The organism is uncultured Escherichia sp. (assembly GCF_948475835.1).
Lineage (GTDB): Bacteria > Pseudomonadota > Gammaproteobacteria > Enterobacterales > Enterobacteriaceae > ECMA0423.
In genome coordinates, this window is the sequence record NZ_CAOLGM010000038.1 from 1 (window position 1) to 25,377 (window position 25,377).

Consider the following 25,377-nt stretch of genomic DNA (forward strand, 5'->3'; position numbering starts at 1 on the left):
ATATAATTCATTATCCCGTTAATTGGTTTGTTTTGTTTAAAATTATGCTTGGCGCAATAACGAGCATAGTTTGAGTTAACTGGCCGCATTAACGGTTCATTTTTCCAGGGCGATGCTTCTTTGGCTTTGATAAAAGGTTGCGCACTTGGATAACCGGCCCAGTAATGCCAGGGTTTTGTCGGGCCGACATAATGAATTAATACGGTTTCATCATTAATTGGACAAACAAATGATTTTTTTAATTCATAATTTAAACTAAATTGCGTATTGTATTTAGCATCAATGAATTTAACTTTCCCTAACAGGATAAGATTAAGGATATCTTGATCCATATAGGTTAAACGGGAAACGATGGCTTTATCAGCAAGCATCGACATCGCTTTAGCAGAAACGGACTCCTGCGCCCACGCTAGTGTATTAATTAACAGGACACCTGAATTAAAGTAACCCTTTTCAAGTTCATTACACTGCAGACTTTGACCCCGTAACGACCACCAGTTAGCATCGCGTTCAGTAACAACAGCAGCAACGTTATTGGCAAGATCCATTGTTATCAGCGGCTTTAAGTTTCCCTGACAGGCGATATCAGCATCCAGGTAAAGGATCTTATCTTGTTGATCAATAAAGTAATCTGCAATTACAAAACGGAAATACATGGCAATAGACCAATTTTTGGTCGTCGGTAATGCCTTAAGCCGTTCACAATTTACTAGATGGATCTGGATACAGGTACGATAGCTTTTCGCCAATTGGGCTAAACGCTGGATATCGGCTTCAGGGATATCATCAATAAAAACGTGGAAAACAAAACTCACGTCGTTGTTATGTAACAAAACTGACGTGATTGAAACACCACAACCAAAAAGAAAGTTTTTATCAATGCCATAAGCAACATGGAATGATGATGCCACTGACGCCGCTGGCCTTTCATCGAAGATGATTGTCTTATTGATCATCTCTTGTGGATTAAAATAGTGGGCACTCATATTTCTCTCCGGAAATTACAACGATTTTCGAATCGTTCTTTCCCTGATTTTTGTGGCTTTTGCTTCTGCTTGCGACAGCAGTCCTTGTTCCTGCTTGAGAATGTCTTTAAGCGGGGCGGCAAAATACACTTTCATAAACCGCCAGATATCCCGCTGAGTCAGGCCGATATTCATTGAAGAAAAATAAAGCCCTATAAGATCTTTATCGCGCCAACGACGTGGAACGCGCGTGCGAAGCTGCGCCCGGTGTAGGTCAATTACCGAAATTTTTAACTCCTCTTCCTTACCGGAAAAAGGCAAGTGCAGCAGGAAATGACAGATATAACAGTCACGATGGTTAATGCCCGCAGCATGCATATCGCGCACCATCGTCGCGACACGCTTAATAAGCATACGCTTTACGCGAACATCTGGTGGGTTGGTCGCCCAGTCAGCACAGTAATCTTCCAGACTGATGGTTGGTGTCAGATCTTCGGTAATAATAAACGAGGTTCTGGTCAGCGGATTCATGCCTTTTTCGCCGAATGCCACCCCATACATAGTATCAACGCCGACATCCCGCAGTCGATGAATCGCATTCCATTCGCGGTCTGCGCCTAATACTGGCATCCGCAATGAGAGTAAATTTTTGATTATCTCTTTCAGGGTCGTGCCGCGATGCCATTTGAGAAAATAGCTTTTGCCCGCCATTTCAAAGCGCAGAGTACGGCGAGTTTCCAGTTCACGAAATACCTCACCCTGCAAGGTTTTAACTTCCTCAAAAGGATCTTTACCGCGCCATAACGTGGCAAACGGCTCTTTAAGTTCAACCATCCAGACCACCCGTTATGATATCCGCCGCTTTCTCTGGCAGACTGTATAAATCTTGTGTATCAGCATAATGTCGCGCATTTTCCGCCCAGGCCTGGCGCAATGAAGATTGCGTTAACGCTTTGCGTAAAATCTCATTCAATGTTTCCTGGCGGAATGGCTCAGCAATAGCCTCGCCGCAATTGGCGTCGACAATATAATGCGCATAGCCACAAACGGCTGTTGTTAGTACCGGTAATCCTGCAGTAATCGCTTCCAGCAGCACAATTCCCGCCGCTTCCTGGTAGGCAGGATGCAGTAATAAATCCGCCGCCGCCATTAATTCCGAGACATCATTGCGCCCCGAGAAAAAGTGAACATTACTGCGCACGCCGCGTTTTTCTGCCAGCGCCTCAAATTTTCGCGGTTTATCCTGCCCAACAACATATAGCAATGTGTTGTGGCGCAGCGAATCCGGTAACGAAGCAAGTGCTTCAATGGAACGATCGACACCTTTACGCGTGAAGTCTGAACCGACCTGCAACAATAAATATTGTTGTTCGGTTATTCCATTCTTCTTACGGAAGATTTCACGGCTATTGGCTGGCTGCTGGCTATATTTACGATCAGGATAAATCCCCGGTGGCAGAATATGAAAACGCTCCGCTTCAGTCTGATAATGTTTCTGGAAATCGGCGATTTGCTTATCTGTCAGCATCAGCAGCTGTGTCGGCTTGCCCTGTTCGAAGGTTGCCCGCTCAAAGGCGGCATAATGGCGATAACGTGACGTCAGGCGATAGAAAAAGCCTTTTTCCTGCGCGACTTTCTCGGCATAACAAACATCAGCGGCATAATAAACGTCCAGCCCCGGCATTTTGTTGAATCCAACGACTTTATCGACGGGATGTTCGCGTAAATGTTTTTGCACCCAGGCAAAATACTCCGCATTGCGCCCGTGATTGGTATGCGATTTAACCGGCACTTTGATCAGTTCAAATACATCAGGGCATTCGCCTTCCCACGACTGGGTATAAACCCGAACATGATGACCTCGGGCGGCGACTGTCTGAGCAATACGCATAAAATCGCGCTGCAAACCGCCAAAGGGAAAATATTTATATAAACAAAAAGCAACGATCATAACGACGTACCTGTCGTGGAGGAGGGCAGTAATTTATCGACAGCAGCAATGACATCTGCCGCCGGAATAACCGAAAGATACATCTCATTTCGGTCACGCTGATCGCGCGTTGGCATTTCCCGGTAATCTCCCGCCCAGAATTGAATCATGTTATTTGACCAGGGACGCCAGAAAATATGGTCTGTCGCACCAAACAGCGATATCAGCGGCGTATTAACTGCAGCGGCAATATGCGCCGGTGCGGAATCAACGCCAATAAACAGCTGCGCATGATCGATTAACGCACCAAGTTCCGGGAAGGTCACCTTTCCAGCCAGCGCCGTTACTGGTGGCGTCTGGCATCCCTGCGCAATTTCATTGACGCAGGCCAAATCGTCTTTATCTGGGCCGGACGTCAGAACGACTTCATAACCACGAGCATGTAAGGCATCAATCACAGCGGAAAACTTGGCGTTGTCCCAGCATTTGAAGATTTGCCGCGCCGTAGGTTGGATAACCACATAATTTTGTCCAACACCAGCGTGATCAAGTTCGCGACGCATACGTTTCCAGCTTGCAGGCGGGTAACTCATGGTTGTCTGCTTCACCAACGATTCAAGCCCCAATGGTGTCAGCACGGATAAGTTACTTTCCACCACATTTCCACCCTGCAACGGCACCAAATGGGTGAAACTTTTACGCCAAAAAGCAGACTGCCGATGATGATAATCCTGGGAAATTTTCACACGGGCATTTAATAAGCGAACCAGTATAGCAACCATCCATTGATCGGTGAGATTGACGATAAGGTCATACTTATTGGCACGTAATACCTTGATGAGATGAAAAAAGTTGGCAATTTTTTCTGAGGCTTTTGCTTTTTTATTTTTTATGCCGTAGAGCGCGTTAATCTCTGGATTTTCAGACAGGATCGGGATGGTGTCCTGATAAAGCAGCACATCGATTTTTGCGTCAGGGTAATTTTTTTTCAGCGAACTAATGACGGGAGTAGTTAATAACATATCCCCATGAAAACGCATCTTAATGAGCAAAATTCTTCGAAATGGCTTATCCACAAGTAACTCTTTTTGTTGAGATTATCCGATTAAGGTGAAGCAGAAAAAGCACGCTACCGCCCCAGGCTCAACAGCTACCTGAATACTGATACCGCACTGATATTGACGCGCTAGTGTATCACTTCTTTCGCGGCAATCCGACCCGAATGATTTTTAAGCACATTGTTGATTTTCAATAAAGAAATCAATCAAATAAAATCATTAGCAACCATATTCTTTCACTGTTGCTCTGCGATTCCTTCCTGCACGTACAGCAGAAATCAATGAATCGCATAAAAATACAAAAAAAGTATAGATGTTCAGCAAGAATTGGCGGGTAAATTGCTATTTAAGTCAAAAACGGGAAAAGTAATGGTAAAGCCACAGCTAAATACATAGAATCCCCAGCACATCCATAAGTCAGCTATTTACTATGCTCGAATTGCTTTACACCGCCCTTCTCTACCTTATTCAGCCGCTGATCTGGATACGGCTCTGGGTGCGCGGACGTAAGGCTCCGGCCTATCGAAAACGCTGGGGTGAACGTTACGGTTTTTACCGCCATCCGCTAAAACCAGGCGGCATTATGCTGCACTCCGTCTCCGTCGGTGAAACTCTGGCGGCGATCCCGTTGGTGCGCGCGCTGCGTCATCGTTATCCTGATTTACCGATTACCGTTACAACCATGACGCCAACCGGTTCGGAGCGCGTACAATCGGCTTTCGGGAAGGATGTTCAGCACGTTTATCTGCCGTATGACCTGCCCGATGCACTTAATCGTTTCCTGAATAAAGTCGACCCTAAACTGGTGTTGATTATGGAAACCGAACTATGGCCTAACCTGATTGCGGCGCTACATAAACGTAAAATTCCGCTGGTGATCGCGAACGCGCGACTCTCTGCCCGCTCGGCCGCAGGTTATGCCAAACTGGGTAAATTCGTCCGTCGCTTGCTGCGTCGTATTACGCTGATTGCCGCCCAAAATGAAGAAGATGGTGCACGTTTTGTGGCGCTGGGCGCAAAAAATAACCAGGTAACCGTTACCGGTAGCCTGAAATTCGATATTTCTGTAACGCCGCAGTTGGCTGCTAAAGCCGTGACGCTGCGCCGCCAGTGGGCACCACACCGCCCGGTATGGATTGCCACCAGCACTCACGAAGGTGAAGAGAGTGTGGTGATCGCCGCACATCAGGTATTGTTACAGCAATTCCCGAATTTATTGCTCATCCTGGTACCCCGTCATCCAGAACGCTTCCCGGATGCGATTAACCTTGTCCGCCAGGCTGGACTAAGCTATATCACACGCTCTTCAGGGGAAGTCCCCTCCACCAGCACGCAGGTTGTGGTTGGCGATACGATGGGCGAGCTGATGTTACTGTACGGCATTGCAGATCTCGCCTTTGTTGGCGGTTCACTGGTTGAACGTGGAGGGCATAATCCGCTGGAAGCTGCTGCACACGCTATTCCGGTATTGATGGGGCCGCATACTTTTAATTTTAAAGACATTTGCGCGCGGCTGGAGCAGGCAAGCGGGCTGATTACCGTTACCGATGCCACTACGCTTGCAAAAGAGGTTTCCTCTTTACTCACCGACGCCGATTACCGTAGTTTCTATGGCCGTCATGCCGTTGAAGTACTGTATCAAAACCAGGGCGCGCTACAGCGTCTGCTTCAACTGCTGGAACCTTACCTGCCACCGAAAACGCATTGAGGTTGTTATGCAAAAACGGGCGATTTATCCGGGTACTTTCGATCCCATTACCAATGGTCATATCGATATCGTGACGCGCGCCACGCAAATGTTCGATCACGTTATTCTGGCGATTGCCGCCAGCCCCAGTAAAAAACCGATGTTTACCCTGGAAGAGCGTGTGGCACTGGCACAGCAGGCAACCGCGCATCTGGGGAACGTGGAAGTGGTCGGGTTTAGTGATTTGATGGCGAACTTCGCCCGTAATCAACACGCTACGGTGCTGATTCGTGGCCTGCGTGCGGTGGCGGATTTTGAATATGAAATGCAGCTGGCGCATATGAATCGCCACTTAATGCCGGAACTGGAAAGTGTGTTTCTGATGCCGTCGAAAGAGTGGTCGTTTATCTCTTCATCGTTGGTGAAAGAGGTGGCGCGCCATCAGGGCGATGTCACCCATTTCCTGCCGGAGAATGTCCATCAGGCGCTGATGGCGAAGTTAGCGTAGCGTTTATGCCGGATGGTATGCCATCCGGTGCGCATGAATTACTTCTGGCACTGCCGACAATAAAAGGTTGCCCGCTGCGCATGTTTAGTCGCCACAATCGGCGTACCGCACACCCGACACGGCTCACCTTTTCGCCCGTAAACCTGCAATTCCTGAGCGAAATAGCCCGGTTTACCATCACTTTGCAGAAAATCTTTCAGCGTTGTACCACCCTGCTCAATCGAACGCAGCAACACCGCTTTAATCACCCGAGCTAACAATTCACACTCTGCCAGCGACAGTGATGACGCCAGCCGATCCGGATGGATCCCCGCCGCAAACAGCGATTCGCTGGCATAGATATTCCCTACCCCTACCACCAGCTTGTTATCCATCAGCCACGGTTTAATCGCCGTTTTTTTCTTCGCACACTTCTGATGCAGATACTCACCGTTGAAATCGTCACTAAGCGGCTCCGGTCCAAGATGGGCCAGCACATTATGCCCTTCCAGCTCTTTGGTCCACAGCCAGGCACCAAAGCGGCGCGGATCGGTGTAGCGCAGCACTTTACCGTTGCTCATCACCAAATCCACATGGTCATGCTTTTCAGGGGGAAGTTCTTCTGGAAGGATGCGCAGGCTGCCAGACATCCCCAAATGAATGATAATCCAGCCCTCAGGCAGCTCCAGCAGCAAATATTTAGCCCGCCGCTGCACGCTAAGCACTGGTTGGTCGCTTAAACGGTAGATCTCTTCTGAAACCGGCCAGCGCAAGCGTCCGTTGCGCACCACTGCATGAAGAATGGTTGCACCAACGAGATGCGGTTCTATGCCGCGGCGGCTGGTTTCAACTTCGGGTAATTCAGGCATAGCATCTCCAGGAATGAACAGATGCAGTCAATATGGGGGCAAGCAGATAACAAAAAACCCCGCCGGAGCGAGGTTTTTTGTTACATCAAAGCGAGAATTATTTGATTTTCGCTTCTTTGTAGATCACGTGCTGGCGAACAACTGGATCGAATTTTTTCAGTTCCAGTTTTTCCGGCTTAGTACGTTTGTTCTTCGTAGTGGTATAGAAGTGACCAGTACCAGCAGAAGAAACCAGCTTGATTTTCTCACGAATACCTTTAGCCATGATTTATTTCCTCTAAGTACTTAGTACTTTTCGCCACGGGCACGCAGTTCAGCCAGAACTGTATCGATGCCTTTTTTATCGATTACACGCATACCTTTAGCAGATACGCGCAGGGTGACAAAACGCTTCTCGCTCTCAACCCAGAAACGGTGAGAGTGCAGGTTCGGCAGGAAACGGCGTTTAGTCGCGTTCAGTGCGTGGGAACGGTTGTTACCGGTCACCGGACGCTTGCCAGTAACTTGGCAGACTCGGGACATGTCTATTCTCCAAAAATCAAATTAGCTCGAGCTTCGTATGGGGTATTGGCGCCTCGTCAGGCTTTACAGCCCGGTCATCGCAGTTCTATGTGAACTCTCGATTGCCAGGCCCAAATGCCAAACCCGAGATTCTCAAAGGTGGCGTAGTATACGCTGACTCAGCGATGTGCTCAAGTCCCGAACAGACAAAGATCCCGAAGGATCGCGCATAGCGGGTTAAATCCAGCCGCGTTCGGCAAAAGAAACATACTCTCCACGCCCAATCACGATATGGTCGAGCACGCGTAAATCCATGAACTGACAACTCTTTATTATCCGTTCAGTAATGAGTTTATCCGCTTTACTGGGTTCAGCACAACCCGAAGGGTGATTATGTGCAAGGATCAGCGCCGAGGCGTTTATTTTTATCGCTTCGCGGATAATTTCCCGAGGATGGACTTCAACATGGTTTAGCGTGCCGGAAAAAAGACGGCTATGCGTTATAACCCGGTGTTGGGAGTCGAGAAAGATCACCATAAAGATCTCCCGCTCCTCACCCGTGAGCTGGCTTTGTAAAAATTCCCGCGTCATCTCCGGGCTGAGTAAAGGGCTTTCTTCACGCATCCGCACGTTGTAGTAACGCCGCGCCAGTTCAGCAATCCCCTTTAACTGGGCAAATTTCGCTACGCCAATTCCATGAACACCACTAAATTGTTCATATTCAGAGGTTAACAAGCCATAAAGAGAGCCGAAATTCTCCAGCATCTCTTTTGCCAGGGTTAATACATCTTTACCGCGCGTTCCGGTACGCAGAAATAGCGCCAGCAGCTCGACATCCGTTAAGGCGCTAATACCAAACTTCAGCATTTTTTCGCGCGGCATCAACAGCTGTGCATTGTTTTTCACCTTCACCTCCTTTGTGGTGCTCGCATCCTGTCATAGCCGTTCCGTTAAATCGACGGCCAGTTTTCAATCCTGGAAAGCGCCTCGCAAAGTGAATCTCAGGTGAAGGCACGACAACAAAAGTATTGTGATAAAATCGCCAACTTCTGGTGTCACCCTACAGGAAAAATCATCATGAGCCTGGCCGGTAAAAAAATCGTTCTCGGCGTTAGCGGCGGTATTGCTGCCTATAAAACCCCTGAACTGGTGCGTCGTTTGCGCGATCGCGGGGCCGACGTCCGCGTAGCCATGACCGAAGCGGCAAAAGCCTTTATCACCCCACTTAGCTTGCAGGCGGTTTCTGGGTATCCCGTTTCCGACAGTCTGCTTGACCCGGCAGCCGAAGCCGCTATGGGCCATATTGAGCTGGGTAAATGGGCTGATTTAGTGATTCTCGCCCCTGCCACGGCAGATTTGATTGCCCGTGTTGCTGCCGGAATGGCGAATGACCTGGTATCGACGATTTGTCTGGCTACACCTGCGCCTGTAGCCGTGCTCCCCGCCATGAACCAGCAGATGTACCGTGCCGCTGCCACGCAGCATAATTTAGAGGTGCTTGCTTCCCGTGGTTTGCTGATCTGGGGGCCAGACAGTGGCAGTCAGGCTTGTGGTGATATCGGCCCAGGGCGAATGCTCGATCCGTTAACCATTGTGGATATGGCGGTAGCGCATTTTTCGCCCGTCAACGACCTGAAACATCTGAACATTATGATTACCGCCGGCCCGACGCGTGAACCGCTCGATCCCGTGCGTTATATCTCTAATCACAGCTCCGGCAAGATGGGTTTTGCTATCGCCGCCGCCGCTGCCCGTCGTGGCGCGAACGTCACGCTGGTATCAGGTCCGGTTTCACTACCGACGCCACCGTTTGTTAAACGTGTTGATGTGATGACTGCGCTGGAAATGGAAGCCGCCGTGAATGCTTCTGTACAGCAGCAAAATATTTTTATCGGCTGCGCCGCCGTGGCGGATTATCGCGCAGCTACCGTGGCCCCAGAAAAAATCAAAAAGCAGGCCACGCAGGGTGATGAATTAACAATAAAAATGGTTAAAAACCCCGATATCGTCGCAGGCGTTGCCGCACTAAAAGACCATCGACCCTACGTCGTTGGATTTGCCGCCGAAACAAATAATGTGGAAGAATACGCCCGGCAAAAACGTATCCGTAAAAACCTTGATCTGATCTGCGCGAACGATGTTTCCCAGCCAACTCAAGGATTTAACAGCGACAACAACGCATTACACCTTTTCTGGCAGGACGGAGATAAAGTCTTACCGCTTGAGCGCAAAGAGCTCCTTGGCCAATTATTACTCGACGAGATCGTGACCCGTTATGATGAAAAAAATCGACGTTAAGATTCTGGACCCGCGCGTTGGGAAGGAATTTCCGCTCCCGACTTATGCCACCTCTGGCTCTGCCGGACTTGACCTGCGTGCCTGTCTCGACGACGCCGTAGAACTGGCTCCGGGTGACACTACGCTGGTTCCGACCGGGCTGGCGATTCATATTGCCGATCCTTCACTGGCGGCAATGATGCTGCCGCGCTCCGGATTGGGACATAAGCACGGTATCGTGCTTGGTAACCTGGTAGGATTGATCGATTCCGACTATCAGGGCCAGTTGATGATTTCCGTGTGGAACCGTGGTCAGGACAGCTTCACCATTCAACCTGGCGAACGCATCGCCCAGATGATTTTTGTTCCGGTAGTACAGGCTGAATTTAATCTGGTGGAAGATTTCGACGCCACCGACCGCGGCGAAGGCGGCTTTGGTCACTCTGGTCGTCAGTAACACATACGCATCCGAATAACGTCATAACATAGCCGCAAACATTTCGTTTGCGGTCATAGCGTGGGTGCCGCCTGGCAAGTGCTTATTTTCAGGGGTATTTTGTAACATGGCAGAAAAACAAACTGCGAAAAGGAACCGTCGCGAGGAAATACTTCAGTCTCTGGCGCTGATGCTGGAATCCAGCGATGGAAGCCAACGTATCACGACGGCAAAACTGGCCGCCTCTGTCGGCGTTTCCGAAGCGGCACTGTATCGCCACTTCCCCAGTAAGACCCGCATGTTCGATAGCCTGATTGAGTTTATCGAAGATAGCCTGATTACTCGCATCAATCTGATTCTGAAAGATGAGAAGGACACCACAGCGCGCCTGCGTCTGATCGTGTTGTTGCTCCTCGGTTTTGGTGAGCGTAATCCTGGCCTGACCCGCATCCTTACCGGGCATGCGCTGATGTTTGAACAAGACCGCCTGCAAGGGCGCATCAACCAACTTTTCGAGCGTATTGAAGCGCAGTTGCGTCAGGTATTGCGCGAAAAGAGAATGCGTGAGGGTGAAGGTTACACCACCGATGAAACCCTGCTGGCAAGCCAGATCCTGGCCTTCTGTGAAGGTATGCTGTCACGCTTTGTCCGCAGCGAGTTTAAATACCGCCCGACGGATGATTTTGACGCCCGCTGGCCGCTAATTGCCGCGCAGTTGCAGTAATATGACGCCGGATGACTTTTCATCCGGCGAGTTTCTTTAAACGCCAAACTCTTCGCGATAGGCCTTAACCGCCGCCAGATGTTCCGCCATTTCTGGCTTCTCTTCCAGGTAGGCAATCAAGTCTTTCAGGGTGATGATAGAGATCACCTTGCAGTTGTAATCACGCTCAACTTCCTGAATCGCCGAAATCTCGCCGCGACCCCGTTCCTGACGATCGAGCGAAATCAACACGCCAGCAAGCGTCGCGCCATTAGCCTGAATAATCTCCATCGACTCGCGAATCGCCGTTCCGGCGGTGATCACATCATCTACCAGCATTACGCGTCCTTGTAACGCGCTACCAACCAGATTGCCGCCTTCACCGTGGTCTTTTGCCTCTTTGCGGTTAAAGCAGTACGGCAGGTCAAGGTCATGATGCTCCGCCAGCGCCACGGCGGTAGTGGTGGCAATCGGGATCCCTTTGTAAGCAGGGCCAAACAGCAGATCGAACTCAATGCCGGAATCCACCAACGCTTCAGCGTAAAAACGGCCTAACAGTGCCAGATCGCGCCCGGTATTAAACAGCCCGGCGTTGAAGAAATAGGGGCTTTTGCGCCCGGACTTCAGCGTAAACTCGCCAAACTTTAACACCTGCTTGCTAAGCGCAAATTCAATAAACTGGCGCTGATATGGTTTCATGCCTTCGCTCCTCATCTTACTTTTCTACAGACAAAAAAAAGGCGACTCATCAGTCGCCTTAAAAATCAGTTTGCCAGCGCCGCCTTCTGCGTCGCTACAATGGATTCGATTCCCCCTCGGGCCAGAGCCAACAAGGTGAGTAATTCTTCGTGGGTGAACGGTTCGCCTTCTGCCGTCCCCTGCACTTCAATGATGCGCCCGTCTTCGGTCATCACTACGTTCATATCGGTCTCTGCGGCTGAGTCTTCAACGTATTCCAGATCGCAAACCGCTTCGCCGTTCACAATTCCGACAGAAACTGCGGCTACCATCCCTTTCATCGGGTTGGTTTTCAGCTTGCCGTTTTCCACCAGCTTCTGTAGCGCATCTGCCAGCGCCACGCAGGCACCGGTAATCGAAGCGGTGCGGGTGCCGCCATCAGCCTGGAGCACGTCGCAGTCCAGCGTAATGGTGAACTCACCCAGCGCTTTCAAATCTACTGCCGCGCGAAGAGCACGGGCGATCAGACGCTGGATTTCCATTGTGCGTCCACCCTGCTTACCTTTCGCCGCTTCACGAGCGTTACGGGTGTGGGTAGAACGTGGCAGCATGCCGTACTCTGCGGTGATCCAGCCCTGGCCCTGACCTTTCAGGAAGCGCGGCACGCCTTCTTCAATAGAGGCGGTACACAATACTTTGGTATCGCCAAATTCGACCAGCACCGAGCCTTCTGCATGTTTTGTATAGTTACGAGTCAGGGTAACGGGACGCACCTGATTATTGCTACGGCCTGCTGGACGCATATTGAAATCTCCGGCTTGAAACAAATGTGGCTGCGCATTATACGGACTTCCGGCGGTTATTCCTATCCTGACAAGGCATCGATGGCTATAATCCTTCCACCTCTCCTTTTATAAACAGGAACGTCTATGATCCGCAGTATGACCGCCTACGCCCGGCGTGAAATCAAGGGTGAATGGGGGAGCGCAACCTGGGAAATGCGCTCGGTAAACCAGCGTTATCTGGAAACTTACTTTCGTCTGCCGGAGCAGTTCCGTAGCCTTGAACCTGTCGTTCGCGAGCGTATTCGTTCTCGCCTGACGCGCGGTAAAGTGGAATGTACCCTGCGCTATGAGCCAGATGTTAGCGCACAAGGTGAGCTGATCCTCAATGAAAAACTGGCTAAACAGCTGGTAACTGCCGCGAACTGGGTAAAAATGCAGAGTGACGAAGGGGAAATCAACCCGGTTGATATTCTACGCTGGCCGGGCGTGATGGCAGCCCAGGAGCAGGATCTCGACGCGATTGCCGCTGAAATTCTCGCGGCGTTGGATGGTACGCTGGACGACTTTATCGTCGCGCGCGAAACCGAAGGTCAGGCGCTGAAAGCATTGATCGAGCAGCGTCTGGAAGGCGTCACCGCCGAAGTGGTCAAAGTCCGCGCCCATATGCCGGAAATCCTGCAATGGCAGCGTGAGCGTCTGGTCGCGAAGCTGGAAGATGCTCAAGTGCAACTGGAAAACAACCGCCTGGAGCAGGAGTTGGTTCTGCTGGCACAACGAATTGATGTTGCCGAAGAACTGGACCGCCTGGAAGCGCATGTCAAAGAGACCTACAACATTCTGAAGAAAAAAGAAGCCGTTGGTCGTCGTCTGGACTTTATGATGCAAGAGTTCAACCGCGAGTCGAACACTCTTGCGTCGAAATCTATCAATGCCGAAGTGACGAATTCTGCCATCGAGCTGAAAGTGTTGATTGAGCAGATGCGCGAGCAGATTCAGAATATTGAGTAACTCGTAACACTAATTCTTACCTTTCAGCCTTCACAAATGCCGCCCACTCAAACAGAGCGGCATTTTTCTTCCCCGCAACATTCAATTCTGTTTTGCGTACCTGCTCCAGATTTTGCGATGTTTTTTTGCCCAGCACTCTGAGAACGTGAGATACTCACAACTGTATATAAACACAGTTACAGATTTACTTTCTTTGCAATCGATATCACATGGAGTGGGCAATGAACGAACATCATCAACCTTTTGAAGAAATACGGCATTATGGCACTGAAGGGCAAGAATTTTGGTCAGCGAGAGAATTGGCACCGTTACTGGATTATCGGGACTGGCGCAATTTTCAAAAGGTACTGACCCGCGCGACTCAAGCGTGCGAAGCCAGCAATCAAACTGCATCTGACCATTTCGTTGAAACCACCAAAATGGTTGTATTAGGTTCAGGGGCTCAACGAGAACTTGAAGATGTTCATCTCTCCCGCTATGCCTGTTACCTGGTAGTACAAAACGGCGACCCTGCGAAACCGGTTATTGCGGCAGGGCAAACTTATTTTGCTATCCAGACCCGACGGCAGGAGCTGGCTGACGATGAAGCTTTCAGGCAACTTCGTGAAGACGAAAAGCGTCTTTTTCTGAGAAATGAATTGAAAGAACATAACAAACAATTGGTTGAGGCAGCGCAGCAAGCTGGGGTAGCAACAGCTATCGATTTCGCCATATTTCAGAATCATGGTTACCGGGGGCTGTATGGTGGATTAGATCAGAAAGCTATTCATCAGCGGAAGGGGCTGAAAAAGAATCAGAAGATCCTGGATCATATGGGTTCAACAGAACTGGCGGCTAATCTCTTTCGAGCTACCCAAACAGAAGAAAAACTCAAGCGGGATGGCGTGAATTCAAAACAGCAAGCAAACACCACACACTTTGACGTGGGTCGCAAGGTGAGGCAAACCATTCAGGAACTTGGCGGAACCATGCCTGAGGAGTTGCCGACCCCGCAGGTCAGCATCAAGCAGTTGGAAAACAGTGTAAAAATTACAGAGAAGAAATAGCAGAAACGAAAAACTCTTTTTGTTGATTGAGACACCCGATGCGTAAGCCAAAGTCCAGGTGCGGTGAACACAATGGCTAAACATTGCACCTTTCTTTTCCACCCCTCAATTTTAACCTATTTTTTCTTATGCATTTTCTCAGACAAGAAGTCAGAAGAATGCATCTACGCTACAGAAAATAGCGATTTCACATAAATACAAGTTATCAATTTCCTCTCACCTTAAAAAATCTCAATCGTGACAATACGCACAAATCGCTACCCTGCCAGACAGATTTTTAGGGAGAGAACCATGCTGTTACACATTTTGTATTTGGTTGGCATCACTGCCGAAGCCATGACGGGGGCGCTGGCGGCCGGACGACGGCGCATGGATACATTTGGCGTAATTATTATTGCGACCGCCACCGCAATTGGCGGAGGGTCAGTGCGCGATATTCTGCTGGGCCACTATCCGCTCGGCTGGGTCAAACACCCGGAATATGTGATTATCGTCGCTACCGCCGCAGTACTCACCACTATCGTTGCTCCTGTAATGCCTTACCTGCGCAAAGTGTTTCTGGTGCTCGATGCGCTCGGACTGGTGGTCTTTTCTATCATCGGCGCACAGGTTGCACTGGATATGGGGCACGGCCCAATTATTGCCGTTGTCGCGGCGGTAACCACCGGCGTGTTTGGCGGCGTTTTGCGCGATATGTTCTGTAAACGCATCCCACTGGTATTCCAGAAAGAGTTGTATGCCGGTGTCTCATTTGCCTCCGCCGTGCTGTACATCGCGCTGCAACACTATGTTTCTAACCATGATGTGGTGATTATCTCCACCCTGGTATTCGGCTTTTTTGCCCGCTTACTGGCGCTACGCCTTAAGCTGGGATTACCGGTCTTTTACTACAGCCACGAAGGTCACTAAGGTTCAAAACCTGTGATCTGCTGGGCAGCCAGCCAACTGCCCAGCTTCTTGATTTGCGCATTTTCCTTCCATTCAATAACCTGTCTGGCGCGCCCCGATCCAGTCCCCGGCAGCTGCTGCCAGAACTGCTCCGTGCTAAATAAAAGTTGCGACCAGGACCGTTCATCACTGGCATTAAGCGCCGCCCGGGTTAGCGGTATTCCCATTGCCATCACCCAGCGAGTAAAAGGCTGCTTACGAGCCAGATTAAACTGATGCCATAACTGCGCACTTTTACTTTTCGCGATCCCCGGCGTGTTCTGTAATTGCTCTGGCGTTAATAAAAGCCAGGAAAAGATATGCTCAAAGCGATGAGTCTGATGCAGCGCGCGCCAGCCGGCCTCACCAATGCCATCCAGCCCCAGAACCTGTTTTGACCCCAGCCAGACTAAGCGTGAAATGAACTGTTCCTGACAAACATCAGAAGCAAAGTAGCAGGTCAACGAGTTAAAGCGGTTTTCTGGTGGTGTCGGTTTTGTACGTTCTGCACCGCGCCAGACCACATCATCAATGCGAGGAATACCCTGACCGGCAAGGCTGACGAGGATCTGATCACCAGGCGCAATATCCCACTCCTGCCAGCGCCTGACGGAACCAATATTCACCCGCTGGACTTTTTTATCATCCAGCATGACAGGTGCGAGTGACGCAACCACCGATATTTTACCGCTCTTACCCACCGCAAACTGAATCGCCTTCACTTCGGCAACCTGAGCTACAGGTTGATATTTCCAGGCCACCAGCCACTCCGCCTGGCCCGGTAGCCAATGACGGGATTCGGGTTCCTTAGCCCCTCGCACAACCACGCCATCGGTGACGAAGGGTAATTTCGCTTTCCACCACTCATTGCGTACGCGCTCAACCTCATCAGCATTTTTCACCGCACGGGTATACGTCTGCGTTAGAGTAAAACCTGCGGTAGCCAGCTCCTTTAAACGATCGGTCATTAACTGCGGTCCATCCGGCCATGCCCAGACAAAAACAGCCAGTGAGTTTAGCGTGTCGCTATTCCCCTGGCGCATCATCAGGCCAGCAACTTTTGCGCGGGCATTTATTCCCCCCATTTGTTGTTGGATATGCCCCTCGCGCTGGAGAAATATTTCCCCCTGAAGCGTACTGTTGGCTAAAGGCCCGCTAACGGTTTGCGGCACAGCGGAAATTAAGCTAACTTTCTGCGTCCAGTCCTCGCCTTTCAGGCCATTACCGCGACTGATTGCTTTGTTCAGTTTCCCGTCCCGATAAACCAGGGTTACCGCAACGCCATCAACTTTTGGCTGCACCCAAAGATCGCTACGTTCTCGCATCCACAGACTTAATGCGTTTTTATCCGCCATTTTGCGTACACCCGTATGGGCAACCGGATGCATAACCGCACCATTTAAAGGCGGCATCATCACGTCGCGGGGCTCGCTCACAAAGCAGCGTTGCCACTGCGTAAGACGGGCGCTTAACTGATCGTAAACACCGTCTTCCACCTCACTTTTTCCTTCCTTCCAGTAGTCATCGTCCCACTGTTTTATTTGCTGTTGCAGGCGGAAAATTTCTTCCTGTGCTCTGGCTGGCGACCAGGCCGGACAGACCGCCCACACAGATGATTGCCAGCACAAGATACTTATTAATATCGCCATCCATACTTTCATCTTCACCTCCGCTGTAGTCAGGCTGGCAGATATACAACGTGGTGAAGGCAAAGCCGAGTGGCAAAAACGGAGTCTGCGAGGACGCTTCCTGAGAATCGTCTTTATTGCAGTAAATCACAGGCAAATGCGGAAACAGCTACGCAAAACGCAACAACTTTGCGCAAAAAGTGTGAGCAAGGGCTACGTCACATGGCCGCGCCGTGTATAATAAGCTCGTATGTAGGCTTTATTTCGCTAATCACATACGAAAGATACTCATGGCTCAAGGCACGCTTTATATTGTTTCTGCCCCCAGTGGCGCGGGTAAATCCAGCCTGATTCAGGCTTTATTAAAAACCCAACCGTTGTATGACACCCAGGTTTCTGTTTCACACACCACACGCCAACCGCGTCCTGGTGAAGTCCACGGTGAACATTATTTCTTTGTTAATCATGATGAATTTAAAGAAATGATTAGCAGAGATGCGTTCCTCGAACACGCAGAAGTTTTTGGTAATTACTATGGCACTTCGCGTGAGGCCATTGAGCAAGTACTGGCGACCGGTGTCGATGTTTTTCTCGATATCGACTGGCAGGGTGCGCAGCAAATTCGCCAGAAGATGCCGCACGCGCGGAGTATCTTTATTTTACCGCCGTCCAAAATTGAACTGGACCGCCGTCTACGCGGTCGCGGTCAGGACAGCGAAGAGGTCATTGCAAAGCGTATGGCGCAAGCTGTTGCAGAAATGAGCCATTACGCCGAATATGATTATCTGATTGTGAATGATGACTTCGATACCGCGTTGACCGATTTGAAGACCATTATTCGCGCCGAACGTCTGCGCATGAGCCGCCAAAAGCAGCGTCATGACGCTTTAATCAGCAAATTGTTGGCAGACTGAACCTGATTTCAGTATCATGCCCAGTCATTTCTTCACCTGTGGAGCTTTTTAAGTATGGCACGCGTAACTGTTCAGGACGCTGTAGAGAAAATTGGTAACCGTTTTGACCTGGTACTGGTCGCCGCGCGTCGCGCTCGTCAGATGCAGGTAGGCGGAAAGGATCCGCTGGTACCGGAAGAAAACGATAAAACCACTGTAATCGCGCTGCGCGAAATCGAAGAAGGTCTGATCAACAACCAGATCCTCGACGTTCGCGAACGCCAGGAACAGCAAGAGCAGGAAGCCGCTGAATTACAAGCCGTTACCGCTATTGCTGAAGGTCGTCGTTAATCACAAAGCGGGTCGCCCTTGTATCTGTTTGAAAGCCTGAATCAACTGATTCAAACCTACCTGCCGGAAGACCAAATCAAGCGTCTGCGGCAGGCGTATCTCGTTGCACGTGATGCTCACGAGGGGCAAACACGTTCAAGCGGTGAACCCTATATCACGCACCCGGTAGCGGTTGCCTGCATTCTGGCCGAGATGAAACTCGACTATGAAACGCTGATGGCGGCGCTGCTGCATGACGTGATTGAAGATACTCCCGCCACCTACCAGGATATGGAACAGCTTTTTGGTAAAAGCGTCGCCGAGCTGGTAGAGGGGGTGTCGAAACTTGATAAACTCAAGTTCCGCGATAAGAAAGAGGCGCAGGCCGAAAACTTTCGCAAGATGATTATGGCGATGGTGCAGGATATCCGCGTCATCCTCATCAAACTTGCCGACCGTACCCACAACATGCGCACGCTGGGCTCACTTCGCCCGGACAAACGTCGCCGCATCGCCCGTGAAACTCTCGAAATTTATAGCCCGCTGGCGCACCGTTTAGGTATCCACCACATTAAAACCGAACTCGAAGAGCTGGGTTTTGAGGCGCTGTATCCCAATCGTTACCGCGTAATTAAAGAAGTGGTGAAAGCCGCGCGCGGCAACCGTAAAGAGATGATCCAAAAAATCCTCTCTGAAATCGAAGGGCGTTTGCAGGAAGCGGGAATACCGTGCCGCGTCAGTGGTCGCGAAAAGCATCTTTATTCGATTTACTGCAAAATGGTGCTCAAAGAGCAGCGTTTTCACTCAATCATGGACATCTACGCTTTCCGCGTGATCGTCAATGATTCTGACACCTGTTATCGCGTGCTCGGGCAAATGCATAGCCTGTACAAGCCGCGTCCGGGTCGCGTGAAAGACTATATCGCCATTCCTAAAGCGAACGGCTATCAGTCGTTGCACACCTCGATGATTGGCCCGCACGGCGTGCCGGTTGAGGTCCAGATCCGTACCGAAGATATGGATCAGATGGCGGAGATGGGTGTTGCCGCGCACTGGGCTTATAAAGAGCACGGCGAAACCAGTACTACCGCACAAATCCGCGCCCAGCGCTGGATGCAAAGCCTGCTGGAGCTGCAACAGAGCGCCGGTAGTTCGTTTGAATTTATCGAGAGCGTTAAATCCGATCTCTTCCCGGATGAGATTTACGTTTTCACACCGGAAGGGCGAATTGTCGAGCTGCCTGCCGGTGCAACGCCCGTCGACTTCGCTTATGCAGTGCATACCGATATCGGTCATGCCTGCGTGGGCGCACGCGTTGACCGCCAGCCTTACCCGCTGTCGCAGCCGCTTACCAGCGGTCAAACCGTTGAAATCATTACCGCACCGGGCGCTCGCCCGAATGCCGCGTGGCTGAACTTTGTCGTTAGCTCAAAAGCGCGCGCCAAAATTCGTCAGTTGCTGAAAAACCTCAAGCGTGATGATTCTGTAAGCCTGGGCCGTCGTCTGCTCAACCATGCTTTGGGTGGTAGCCGTAAGCTCAATGAAATCCCGCAGGAAAATATTCAGCGCGAGCTGGATCGCATGAAGCTGGCAACGCTTGACGATCTGCTGGCAGAAATCGGACTTGGTAACGCAATGAGCGTGGTGGTCGCGAAAAATCTGCAACATGGGGACGCCTCCATTCCACCGGCAACCCAAAGCCACGGACATCTGCCCATTAAAGGTGCCGATGGCGTGCTGATCACCTTTGCGAAATGCTGCCGCCCTATTCCTGGCGACCCGATTATCGCCCACGTCAGCCCCGGTAAAGGTCTGGTGATCCACCATGAATCCTGCCGTAACATCCGTGGCTACCAGAAAGAGCCAGAGAAGTTTATGGCTGTGGAATGGGATAAAGAGACGGCGCAGGAGTTCATCACCGAAATCAAGGTGGAGATGTTCAATCATCAGGGCGCGCTGGCAAACCTGACGGCGGCAATTAACACCACGACTTCGAATATTCAAAGTTTGAATACGGAAGAGAAAGATGGTCGCGTCTACAGCGCCTTTATTCGTCTGACCGCCCGTGACCGTGTGCATCTGGCGAATATCATGCGCAAAATCCGCGTGATGCCAGACGTGATTAAAGTCACCCGAAACCGAAATTAATGTTTTATGAACCCAACACGTTATGCACGCATCTGCGAAATGCTCGCCAGGCGGCAGCCTGATCTGACCGTCTGCATGGAGCAGGTCCACAAACCTCATAACGTTTCTGCGATTATTCGTACCGCAGATGCCGTTGGCGTACATGAAGTTCACGCCGTCTGGCCTGGTAGCCGCATGCGCACCATGGCTTCGGCAGCGGCGGGTAGTAACAGCTGGGTACAGGTGAAAACACACCGCACCATTGGCGATGCCGTCGCTCATCTCAAAGGCCGGGGCATGCAGATTCTGGCAACCCATCTTTCTGATAACGCTGTCGATTTCCGCGAAATTGATTACACTCGCCCGACCTGCATTTTGATGGGACAGGAGAAAACGGGCATCACGCAGGAAGCATTGGCCCTGGCGGATCAGGACATCATCATTCCGATGATCGGCATGGTGCAGTCGCTGAATGTTTCCGTTGCCTCAGCCCTCATTCTTTACGAAGCCCAGCGTCAGCGGCAAAATGCAGGCATGTACCTGCGTGAAAACAGCATGTTGCCGGAAGCAGAGCAACAACGCCTGTTGTTTGAAGGCGGCTATCCGGTGCTGGCGAAAGTCGCAAAACGCAAAGGCCTGCCTTATCCCCACGTCAATCAGCAAGGCGAGATCGAAGCTGATGCCGACTGGTGGGCTACTATGCAGGCTGCAGGGTAAGTGCCATGAAAGGTCGCCTGTTAGATGCTGTCCCACTCAGTTCCCTAACGGGCGTTGGCGCAGCACTTAGTAACAAACTGGCGAAAATCAACCTGCATACCGTGCAGGATCTACTCTTACACCTTCCCCTGCGCTACGAAGATCGCACCCATCTCTACCCCATCGGAGAACTACTGCCGGGCGTTTATGCCACGGTGGAAGGCGAAGTGCTGAACTGCAATATCTCCTTCGGCGGTCGGCGGATGATGACCTGCCAGATCAGCGACGGTTCCGGCATCCTCACCATGCGCTTTTTCAATTTCAGCGCGGCAATGAAAAATAGCCTGGCGACGGGCCGCCGTGTACTGGCTTATGGCGAAGCAAAGCGCGGTAAATATGGTGCGGAGATGATCCACCCGGAATACCGCGTGCAGGGCGATCTCAGCACGCCAGAATTACAGGAAACGCTCACGCCGGTTTATCCAACAACGGAAGGCGTAAAGCAGGCCACGCTGCGTAAATTAACCGACCAGGCGCTGGATCTGCTCGACACCTGCGCCATTGAAGAACTCCTGCCGCCGGAACTGTCACAAGGAATGATGACGCTACCGGAAGCGTTGCGCACTTTGCACCGCCCGCCACCGACGCTACAGCTTAGCGATCTGGAAACCGGGCAGCATCCGGCGCAACGTCGTCTGATTCTGGAAGAACTGCTGGCGCACAACCTCAGCATGTTAGCCTTACGTGCCGGAGCACAGCGTTTTCATGCCCAGCCGCTGAGCGCCAATGATGCGCTGAAAAATAAACTCCTCGCAGCCTTACCGTTCAAGCCAACGGGCGCACAGGCACGCGTAGTGGCGGAGATCGAGCGCGATATGGCGCTGGATGTGCCGATGATGCGCCTGGTACAGGGCGATGTAGGTTCCGGTAAAACGCTGGTCGCCGCCCTCGCCGCGCTGCGTGCGATTGCCCACGGCAAACAGGTGGCATTGATGGCACCAACCGAATTACTCGCCGAACAGCACGCCAATAACTTCCGCAACTGGTTTGAACCGCTCGGTATCGAAGTGGGCTGGCTCGCCGGTAAGCAGAAAGGCAAAGCGCGACTGTCTCAGCAGGAAGCCATCGCCAGCGGTCAGGTGCAGATGATTGTTGGTACGCACGCCATCTTCCAGGAACAGGTGCAGTTTAACGGTCTGGCGCTGGTGATTATCGACGAACAACATCGCTTTGGCGTGCATCAGCGTCTGGCGTTATGGGAGAAAGGCCAGCAGCAAGGCTTCCATCCGCATCAGTTGATCATGACCGCCACGCCGATCCCCCGCACGCTGGCAATGACGGCGTATGCCGATCTCGATACCTCGGTGATAGATGAGCTGCCGCCAGGCCGCACGCCAGTGACTACGGTCGCTATTCCTGATACCCGCCGTACCGACATCATTGACCGCGTGCGCCACGCCTGCATAACTGAAGGTCGTCAGGCGTACTGGGTTTGTACGTTGATTGAAGAGTCGGAATTGCTGGAAGCGCAGGCGGCGGAAGCTACCTGGGAAGAGTTGAAACTGGCGCTACCAGAGTTGAACGTTGGCCTGGTACACGGGCGGATGAAACCTGCCGAGAAACAGGCGGTGATGGCGTCGTTTAAACAAGGTGAGCTACACCTGCTGGTTGCCACAACCGTTATTGAAGTCGGCGTTGATGTGCCTAACGCCAGTCTGATGATTATCGAAAACCCGGAGCGTCTGGGTCTGGCGCAGTTACACCAGCTTCGCGGGCGTGTAGGTCGTGGTGCGGTGGCTTCTCACTGCGTGCTGCTCTACAAAACGCCGCTCTCCAAAACCGCGCAAATTCGGCTGCAAGTGCTGCGCGACAGCAACGACGGTTTTGTGATTGCACAGAAAGACTTAGAGATTCGCGGACCGGGTGAACTGTTAGGTACGCGTCAGACGGGTAATGCTGAGTTTAAAGTGGCGGATTTACTGCGCGATCAGGCGATGATCCCGGAAGTTCAGCGCCTGGCGCGACATATTCACGAACGTTACCCACAACAAGCAAAAGCCCTGATAGAACGCTGGATGCCGGAGACGGAACGTTACTCCAACGCATGACCAGACTCATCACAAGACAAGTCACGCAGTAAATCTTCAATCTGGATAGTGAGGATATCCATTGCCTCATACGCATCCTGTGCAATTCGCGCCGCCATTGCGCCTTCCGGTTCACCACGCAGAATTTCAGCCGCTGCCTGTACGCCAGCCACAATCATTTCAGGTGTTAACATTTGGCGAAGAAAAGCGCGATTATCAGAGGACCAGCCATCTTTATGGCCTAATGGATGCCCCCAGCCTATCCATTCTTGCGACCATAACGGATTGGCTTCTATGGGATAAATTAGATGCGCGGCATACTGAATAGCACACACCGCTTTTCCTGGCGTATCCAGCGCCCACCAGCGTGACCAGAGAGAACGAATTAACGGCGCGGCCCCACCCAGAGTATTGAACACCGCCAGCCAGCAAAGAACGTTATTGAAACCACGCTCGTTATCCATACGCTGCAACGCGGTGTCCAGTAAAAATTGCCGTACCTGCTGGCGTTGGGAAGCATTCATCATCTCCTGCCAGAGATAGGGTCGACACAATGCCTTCATTAAGGATTCTTCGAAGTGATCACCATAACCGCCAGCTAAAACGGTTTCATGCCATTGCGCCAGGCAGAGCGGAAACAGATAGCGAAACAACTCTATTTGCATCGGTTCGTTATAAACGAGATTGAGTACATAGTAAGCACTCAAATCCCGTTCGCTGATCTGCTGCCACTCTTTAGCCGCCAGCGCCTTGAGTTCGGCATCTGCGTAATCAAATTCCGTTTCCCATACACAGAGCACTGGCGGCTCATCACCAAAAATATGGCGACAGTGTTCACGTAGCGTTTCCGGTTCCTTCCGACGCTTTTTCATTTTTAACCGGCAAAAATCGGCAACATTAAATACAGCTTAATCACCAGCGCATTGACGATATCGATAAAGAACGCACCGACCATCGGCACCACCAAAAACGCCATGTGCGACGGGCCAAAGCGTTCAGTGATCGCCTGCATGTTGGCGATTGCCGTTGGCGTTGCACCGAGGCCAAAACCACAGTGACCCGCAGCCAGCACTGCCGCATCGTAGTTTTTGCCCATCATGCGCCAGGTAACGAAGATGGCATACAACGCCATGAAGATGGTCTGTACCACCAGAATCGCCAGCATCGGCAGCGCCAGCGAAGCCAGCTCCCACAGTTTCAGCCCCATCAGCGCCATCGCCAGGAACAACGACAGGCTTACGTTACCCAGCACGGATACCGCACGCTCAAAGACGCGGTAAAAGCCCATCATTGACAGACCGTTGCTCAGAATCACGCCAACAAACAGTACACAGACGAAGGTCGGCAGTTCAAAAGCAGTGCCAGCCAAAAGTTGCGCAACAATTTTCCCCACCGTCAGGCAGATAGCAATCAGCGCGATAGTTTCAATCAGCACCAGCGAGGTGATCATGCGTCCCACATCCGGCTTTTCAAACGCCGTCGGGACTTCCTGGTCATCCGGAATACCGTTCGGCGTGGTGGAGTGTTTCACCAGATAGCGCGCCACCGGACCGCCAATCAAGCCGCCCAGCACCAGACCGAACGTTGCACAGGCCATCGCCACTTCCGTCGCATTGGTGAAGCCATAACGTTCAATGAACAATTTACTCCACGCAGCGCCCGTACCGTGACCGCCGGAAAGCGTAATAGAACCGGCCAACAGCCCCATCAGCGGATCAAGCCCTAACAGGCTAGCCATACCAATGCCAATGGCATTTTGCATCACCAACAGACCAACAACCACAATCAAGAAGATGCCAACCACACGCCCACCGGCACGCAAACTGGCAATGTTGGCGTTCAGGCCAATGGTGGCGAAGAAAGCCAGCATTAACGGATCGCGCAGGGACATATCAAAGTTGACTTCCCAGCCCATGCTTTTTTTCAGTACTAGTAGCGCCAGCGCCACCAACAAACCACCCGCAACAGGTTCCGGTATGGTGTATTTCTTCAAAAAGGAGACGGAATGGACCAACTTACGCCCGAGCAGCAACGTCAGCGTTGCGGCAACAAGCGTTGCTAAAGTATCGAGATGAAACATAGTTACTCCTTTGTATCCGCATCACTCTTTCATACTCGTCATACTTCATCGCGCAGTGGCAACTTCATGAACTATGACGGGTATCGAGTTATGCTTTCCTGGGTCAAATTCTCAGCTGTTAATGAACAAATGGCATGGATTTTAAGCAGAAAAATACCAAAAGTTATATAAAAAAGTGC

The 25,377-nt window shown here is 51.2% G+C and carries 26 protein-coding genes; 13 read left to right on the forward strand and 13 right to left on the reverse strand.

Annotated elements, in window-relative coordinates; all coding sequences use genetic code 11:
- The 4 genes from waaO to rfaQ form a co-directional block, all read right to left on the reverse strand.
- Positions 1-986, reverse strand: a 986-nt coding sequence (gene waaO, locus QZF50_RS09580; protein ID WP_047088032.1) for a lipopolysaccharide 3-alpha-galactosyltransferase, incomplete at its 3' end; no start/stop codon positions are given.
- A 15-nt stretch (positions 987-1,001) separates the two neighbouring features.
- The gene (rfaP, locus tag QZF50_RS09585) at positions 1,002-1,799 is read right to left on the reverse strand and encodes a lipopolysaccharide core heptose(I) kinase RfaP (RefSeq protein WP_001295235.1); all 798 of its coding nucleotides are present in this window, start codon (positions 1,797-1,799) and stop codon (positions 1,002-1,004) included.
- The gene (locus tag QZF50_RS09590) at positions 1,792-2,916 is read right to left on the reverse strand and encodes a glycosyltransferase family 4 protein (protein ID WP_000634246.1); all 1,125 of its coding nucleotides are present in this window, start codon (positions 2,914-2,916) and stop codon (positions 1,792-1,794) included. The genes rfaP and QZF50_RS09590 overlap by 8 nt, the downstream gene beginning before the upstream one ends.
- Positions 2,913-3,971 (reverse strand): lipopolysaccharide core heptosyltransferase RfaQ, encoded by a 1,059-nt coding sequence (rfaQ, locus tag QZF50_RS09595; RefSeq protein WP_001584016.1) that lies wholly within the window; start codon positions 3,969-3,971, stop codon positions 2,913-2,915. Before rfaQ ends, QZF50_RS09590 begins: the two co-directional genes overlap by 4 nt.
- Before the next feature lie 412 nt (positions 3,972-4,383).
- Here rfaQ and waaA point away from each other — a divergent pair, with 412 nt between their 5' ends.
- Complete coding sequence (gene waaA, locus QZF50_RS09600; RefSeq protein WP_000891570.1) at positions 4,384-5,661, forward strand: lipid IV(A) 3-deoxy-D-manno-octulosonic acid transferase; 1,278 nt, start codon at positions 4,384-4,386, stop codon at positions 5,659-5,661.
- 7 nt (positions 5,662-5,668) lie between these two features.
- On the forward strand, positions 5,669-6,148 hold the full coding sequence (coaD, locus tag QZF50_RS09605; protein ID WP_001171866.1) for a pantetheine-phosphate adenylyltransferase: 480 nt from the start codon (positions 5,669-5,671) through the stop codon (positions 6,146-6,148).
- Between the two features lie 38 nt (positions 6,149-6,186).
- Here coaD and mutM read toward each other — a convergent pair whose 3' ends face one another.
- The 4 genes from mutM to radC all read right to left on the reverse strand — a co-directional run bounded on the left by mutM (position 6,187) and on the right by radC (position 8,403).
- Positions 6,187-6,996: a bifunctional DNA-formamidopyrimidine glycosylase/DNA-(apurinic or apyrimidinic site) lyase gene (gene mutM / locus QZF50_RS09610; RefSeq protein ID WP_001114533.1), complete on the reverse strand. Its 810-nt coding sequence runs from the start codon at positions 6,994-6,996 to the stop codon at positions 6,187-6,189.
- Between the two features lie 97 nt (positions 6,997-7,093).
- Entirely contained in the window at positions 7,094-7,261 is a 168-nt protein-coding gene (gene rpmG, locus QZF50_RS09615; protein ID WP_001051798.1) for a 50S ribosomal protein L33, read from the reverse strand.
- Positions 7,262-7,281: 20 nt separating this feature from the next.
- A complete protein-coding gene (rpmB, locus tag QZF50_RS09620) occupies positions 7,282-7,518 on the reverse strand; it encodes a 50S ribosomal protein L28 (RefSeq protein ID WP_000091955.1) in 237 nt (78 codons plus the stop codon).
- A 216-nt stretch (positions 7,519-7,734) separates the two neighbouring features.
- Complete coding sequence (gene radC, locus QZF50_RS09625; protein WP_001297375.1) at positions 7,735-8,403, reverse strand: DNA repair protein RadC; 669 nt, start codon at positions 8,401-8,403, stop codon at positions 7,735-7,737.
- A 171-nt stretch (positions 8,404-8,574) separates the two neighbouring features.
- Here radC and coaBC point away from each other — a divergent pair, with 171 nt between their 5' ends.
- The 3 genes from coaBC (at position 8,575) to slmA (ending at position 10,934) form a co-directional block, all read left to right on the forward strand.
- Complete coding sequence (gene coaBC / locus QZF50_RS09630) at positions 8,575-9,795, forward strand: bifunctional phosphopantothenoylcysteine decarboxylase/phosphopantothenate--cysteine ligase CoaBC (RefSeq protein ID WP_000050139.1); 1,221 nt, start codon at positions 8,575-8,577, stop codon at positions 9,793-9,795.
- The gene (gene dut / locus QZF50_RS09635) at positions 9,773-10,231 is read left to right on the forward strand and encodes a dUTP diphosphatase (RefSeq protein WP_000976070.1); all 459 of its coding nucleotides are present in this window, start codon (positions 9,773-9,775) and stop codon (positions 10,229-10,231) included. The genes coaBC and dut overlap by 23 nt, the downstream gene beginning before the upstream one ends.
- 106 nt (positions 10,232-10,337) lie before the next feature.
- Positions 10,338-10,934, forward strand: a complete 597-nt coding sequence (slmA, locus tag QZF50_RS09640; protein ID WP_000818601.1) for a nucleoid occlusion factor SlmA — start codon at positions 10,338-10,340, stop codon at positions 10,932-10,934.
- 36 nt (positions 10,935-10,970) lie between these two features.
- Here the strand turns inward: slmA and pyrE are convergent, their stop codons facing one another.
- The gene (gene pyrE / locus QZF50_RS09645; RefSeq protein ID WP_000806177.1) at positions 10,971-11,612 is read right to left on the reverse strand and encodes an orotate phosphoribosyltransferase; all 642 of its coding nucleotides are present in this window, start codon (positions 11,610-11,612) and stop codon (positions 10,971-10,973) included.
- A gap of 65 nt (positions 11,613-11,677) precedes the next feature.
- A complete protein-coding gene (gene rph, locus QZF50_RS09650; RefSeq protein WP_001247093.1) occupies positions 11,678-12,394 on the reverse strand; it encodes a ribonuclease PH in 717 nt (238 codons plus the stop codon).
- A gap of 126 nt (positions 12,395-12,520) precedes the next feature.
- On the opposite strand from rph, the gene QZF50_RS09655 reads away from it, so the two are divergent.
- The 3 genes from QZF50_RS09655 to QZF50_RS09665 all read left to right on the forward strand — a co-directional run bounded on the left by QZF50_RS09655 (position 12,521) and on the right by QZF50_RS09665 (position 15,339).
- A complete protein-coding gene (locus QZF50_RS09655; RefSeq protein WP_000621336.1) occupies positions 12,521-13,384 on the forward strand; it encodes a YicC/YloC family endoribonuclease in 864 nt (287 codons plus the stop codon).
- 221 nt (positions 13,385-13,605) lie between these two features.
- Entirely contained in the window at positions 13,606-14,430 is an 825-nt protein-coding gene (dinD, locus tag QZF50_RS09660; RefSeq protein ID WP_001472535.1) for a DNA damage-inducible protein D, read from the forward strand.
- A 291-nt stretch (positions 14,431-14,721) separates the two neighbouring features.
- Positions 14,722-15,339 carry a trimeric intracellular cation channel family protein gene (locus QZF50_RS09665; RefSeq protein ID WP_000924289.1) on the forward strand — a complete coding sequence of 206 codons (618 nt, stop codon included), beginning with the start codon at positions 14,722-14,724 and terminating at the stop codon, positions 15,337-15,339.
- Here QZF50_RS09665 and ligB read toward each other — a convergent pair.
- On the reverse strand, positions 15,336-17,018 hold the full coding sequence (gene ligB / locus QZF50_RS09670; RefSeq protein WP_023569027.1) for an NAD-dependent DNA ligase LigB: 1,683 nt from the start codon (positions 17,016-17,018) through the stop codon (positions 15,336-15,338). The genes QZF50_RS09665 and ligB overlap by 4 nt on opposite strands.
- Positions 17,019-17,275: 257 nt before the next feature.
- On the opposite strand from ligB, the gene gmk reads away from it, so the two are divergent.
- Genes gmk through recG form a run of 5 tightly spaced genes read left to right on the forward strand, consistent with a single transcriptional unit; the run spans position 17,276 to position 23,139 of the window.
- Positions 17,276-17,899, forward strand: coding sequence for a guanylate kinase (gene gmk / locus QZF50_RS09675; RefSeq protein ID WP_001295237.1), 624 nt, complete (start codon positions 17,276-17,278; stop codon positions 17,897-17,899).
- 54 nt (positions 17,900-17,953) lie between these two features.
- The gene (gene rpoZ, locus QZF50_RS09680) at positions 17,954-18,229 is read left to right on the forward strand and encodes a DNA-directed RNA polymerase subunit omega (RefSeq protein ID WP_000135058.1); all 276 of its coding nucleotides are present in this window, start codon (positions 17,954-17,956) and stop codon (positions 18,227-18,229) included.
- A gap of 18 nt (positions 18,230-18,247) precedes the next feature.
- Entirely contained in the window at positions 18,248-20,356 is a 2,109-nt protein-coding gene (gene spoT, locus QZF50_RS09685) for a bifunctional GTP diphosphokinase/guanosine-3',5'-bis pyrophosphate 3'-pyrophosphohydrolase (protein ID WP_000280488.1), read from the forward strand.
- Positions 20,357-20,362: 6 nt separating this feature from the next.
- Positions 20,363-21,052, forward strand: a complete 690-nt coding sequence (trmH, locus tag QZF50_RS09690) for a tRNA (guanosine(18)-2'-O)-methyltransferase TrmH (RefSeq protein WP_001070193.1) — start codon at positions 20,363-20,365, stop codon at positions 21,050-21,052.
- 5 nt (positions 21,053-21,057) lie between these two features.
- Positions 21,058-23,139, forward strand: a complete 2,082-nt coding sequence (recG, locus tag QZF50_RS09695) for an ATP-dependent DNA helicase RecG (protein WP_000678436.1) — start codon at positions 21,058-21,060, stop codon at positions 23,137-23,139.
- On the opposite strand, the gene QZF50_RS09700 is transcribed toward recG, so the two are convergent.
- Together QZF50_RS09700 and gltS are read right to left on the reverse strand one after the other, a co-directional pair.
- On the reverse strand, positions 23,124-23,990 hold the full coding sequence (locus tag QZF50_RS09700; protein WP_000747328.1) for a hypothetical protein: 867 nt from the start codon (positions 23,988-23,990) through the stop codon (positions 23,124-23,126). The genes recG and QZF50_RS09700 overlap by 16 nt on opposite strands.
- A 2-nt stretch (positions 23,991-23,992) precedes the next feature.
- On the reverse strand, positions 23,993-25,198 hold the full coding sequence (gltS, locus tag QZF50_RS09705) for a sodium/glutamate symporter (RefSeq protein WP_000468836.1): 1,206 nt from the start codon (positions 25,196-25,198) through the stop codon (positions 23,993-23,995).
- Positions 25,199-25,377 lie beyond the last annotated feature (179 nt).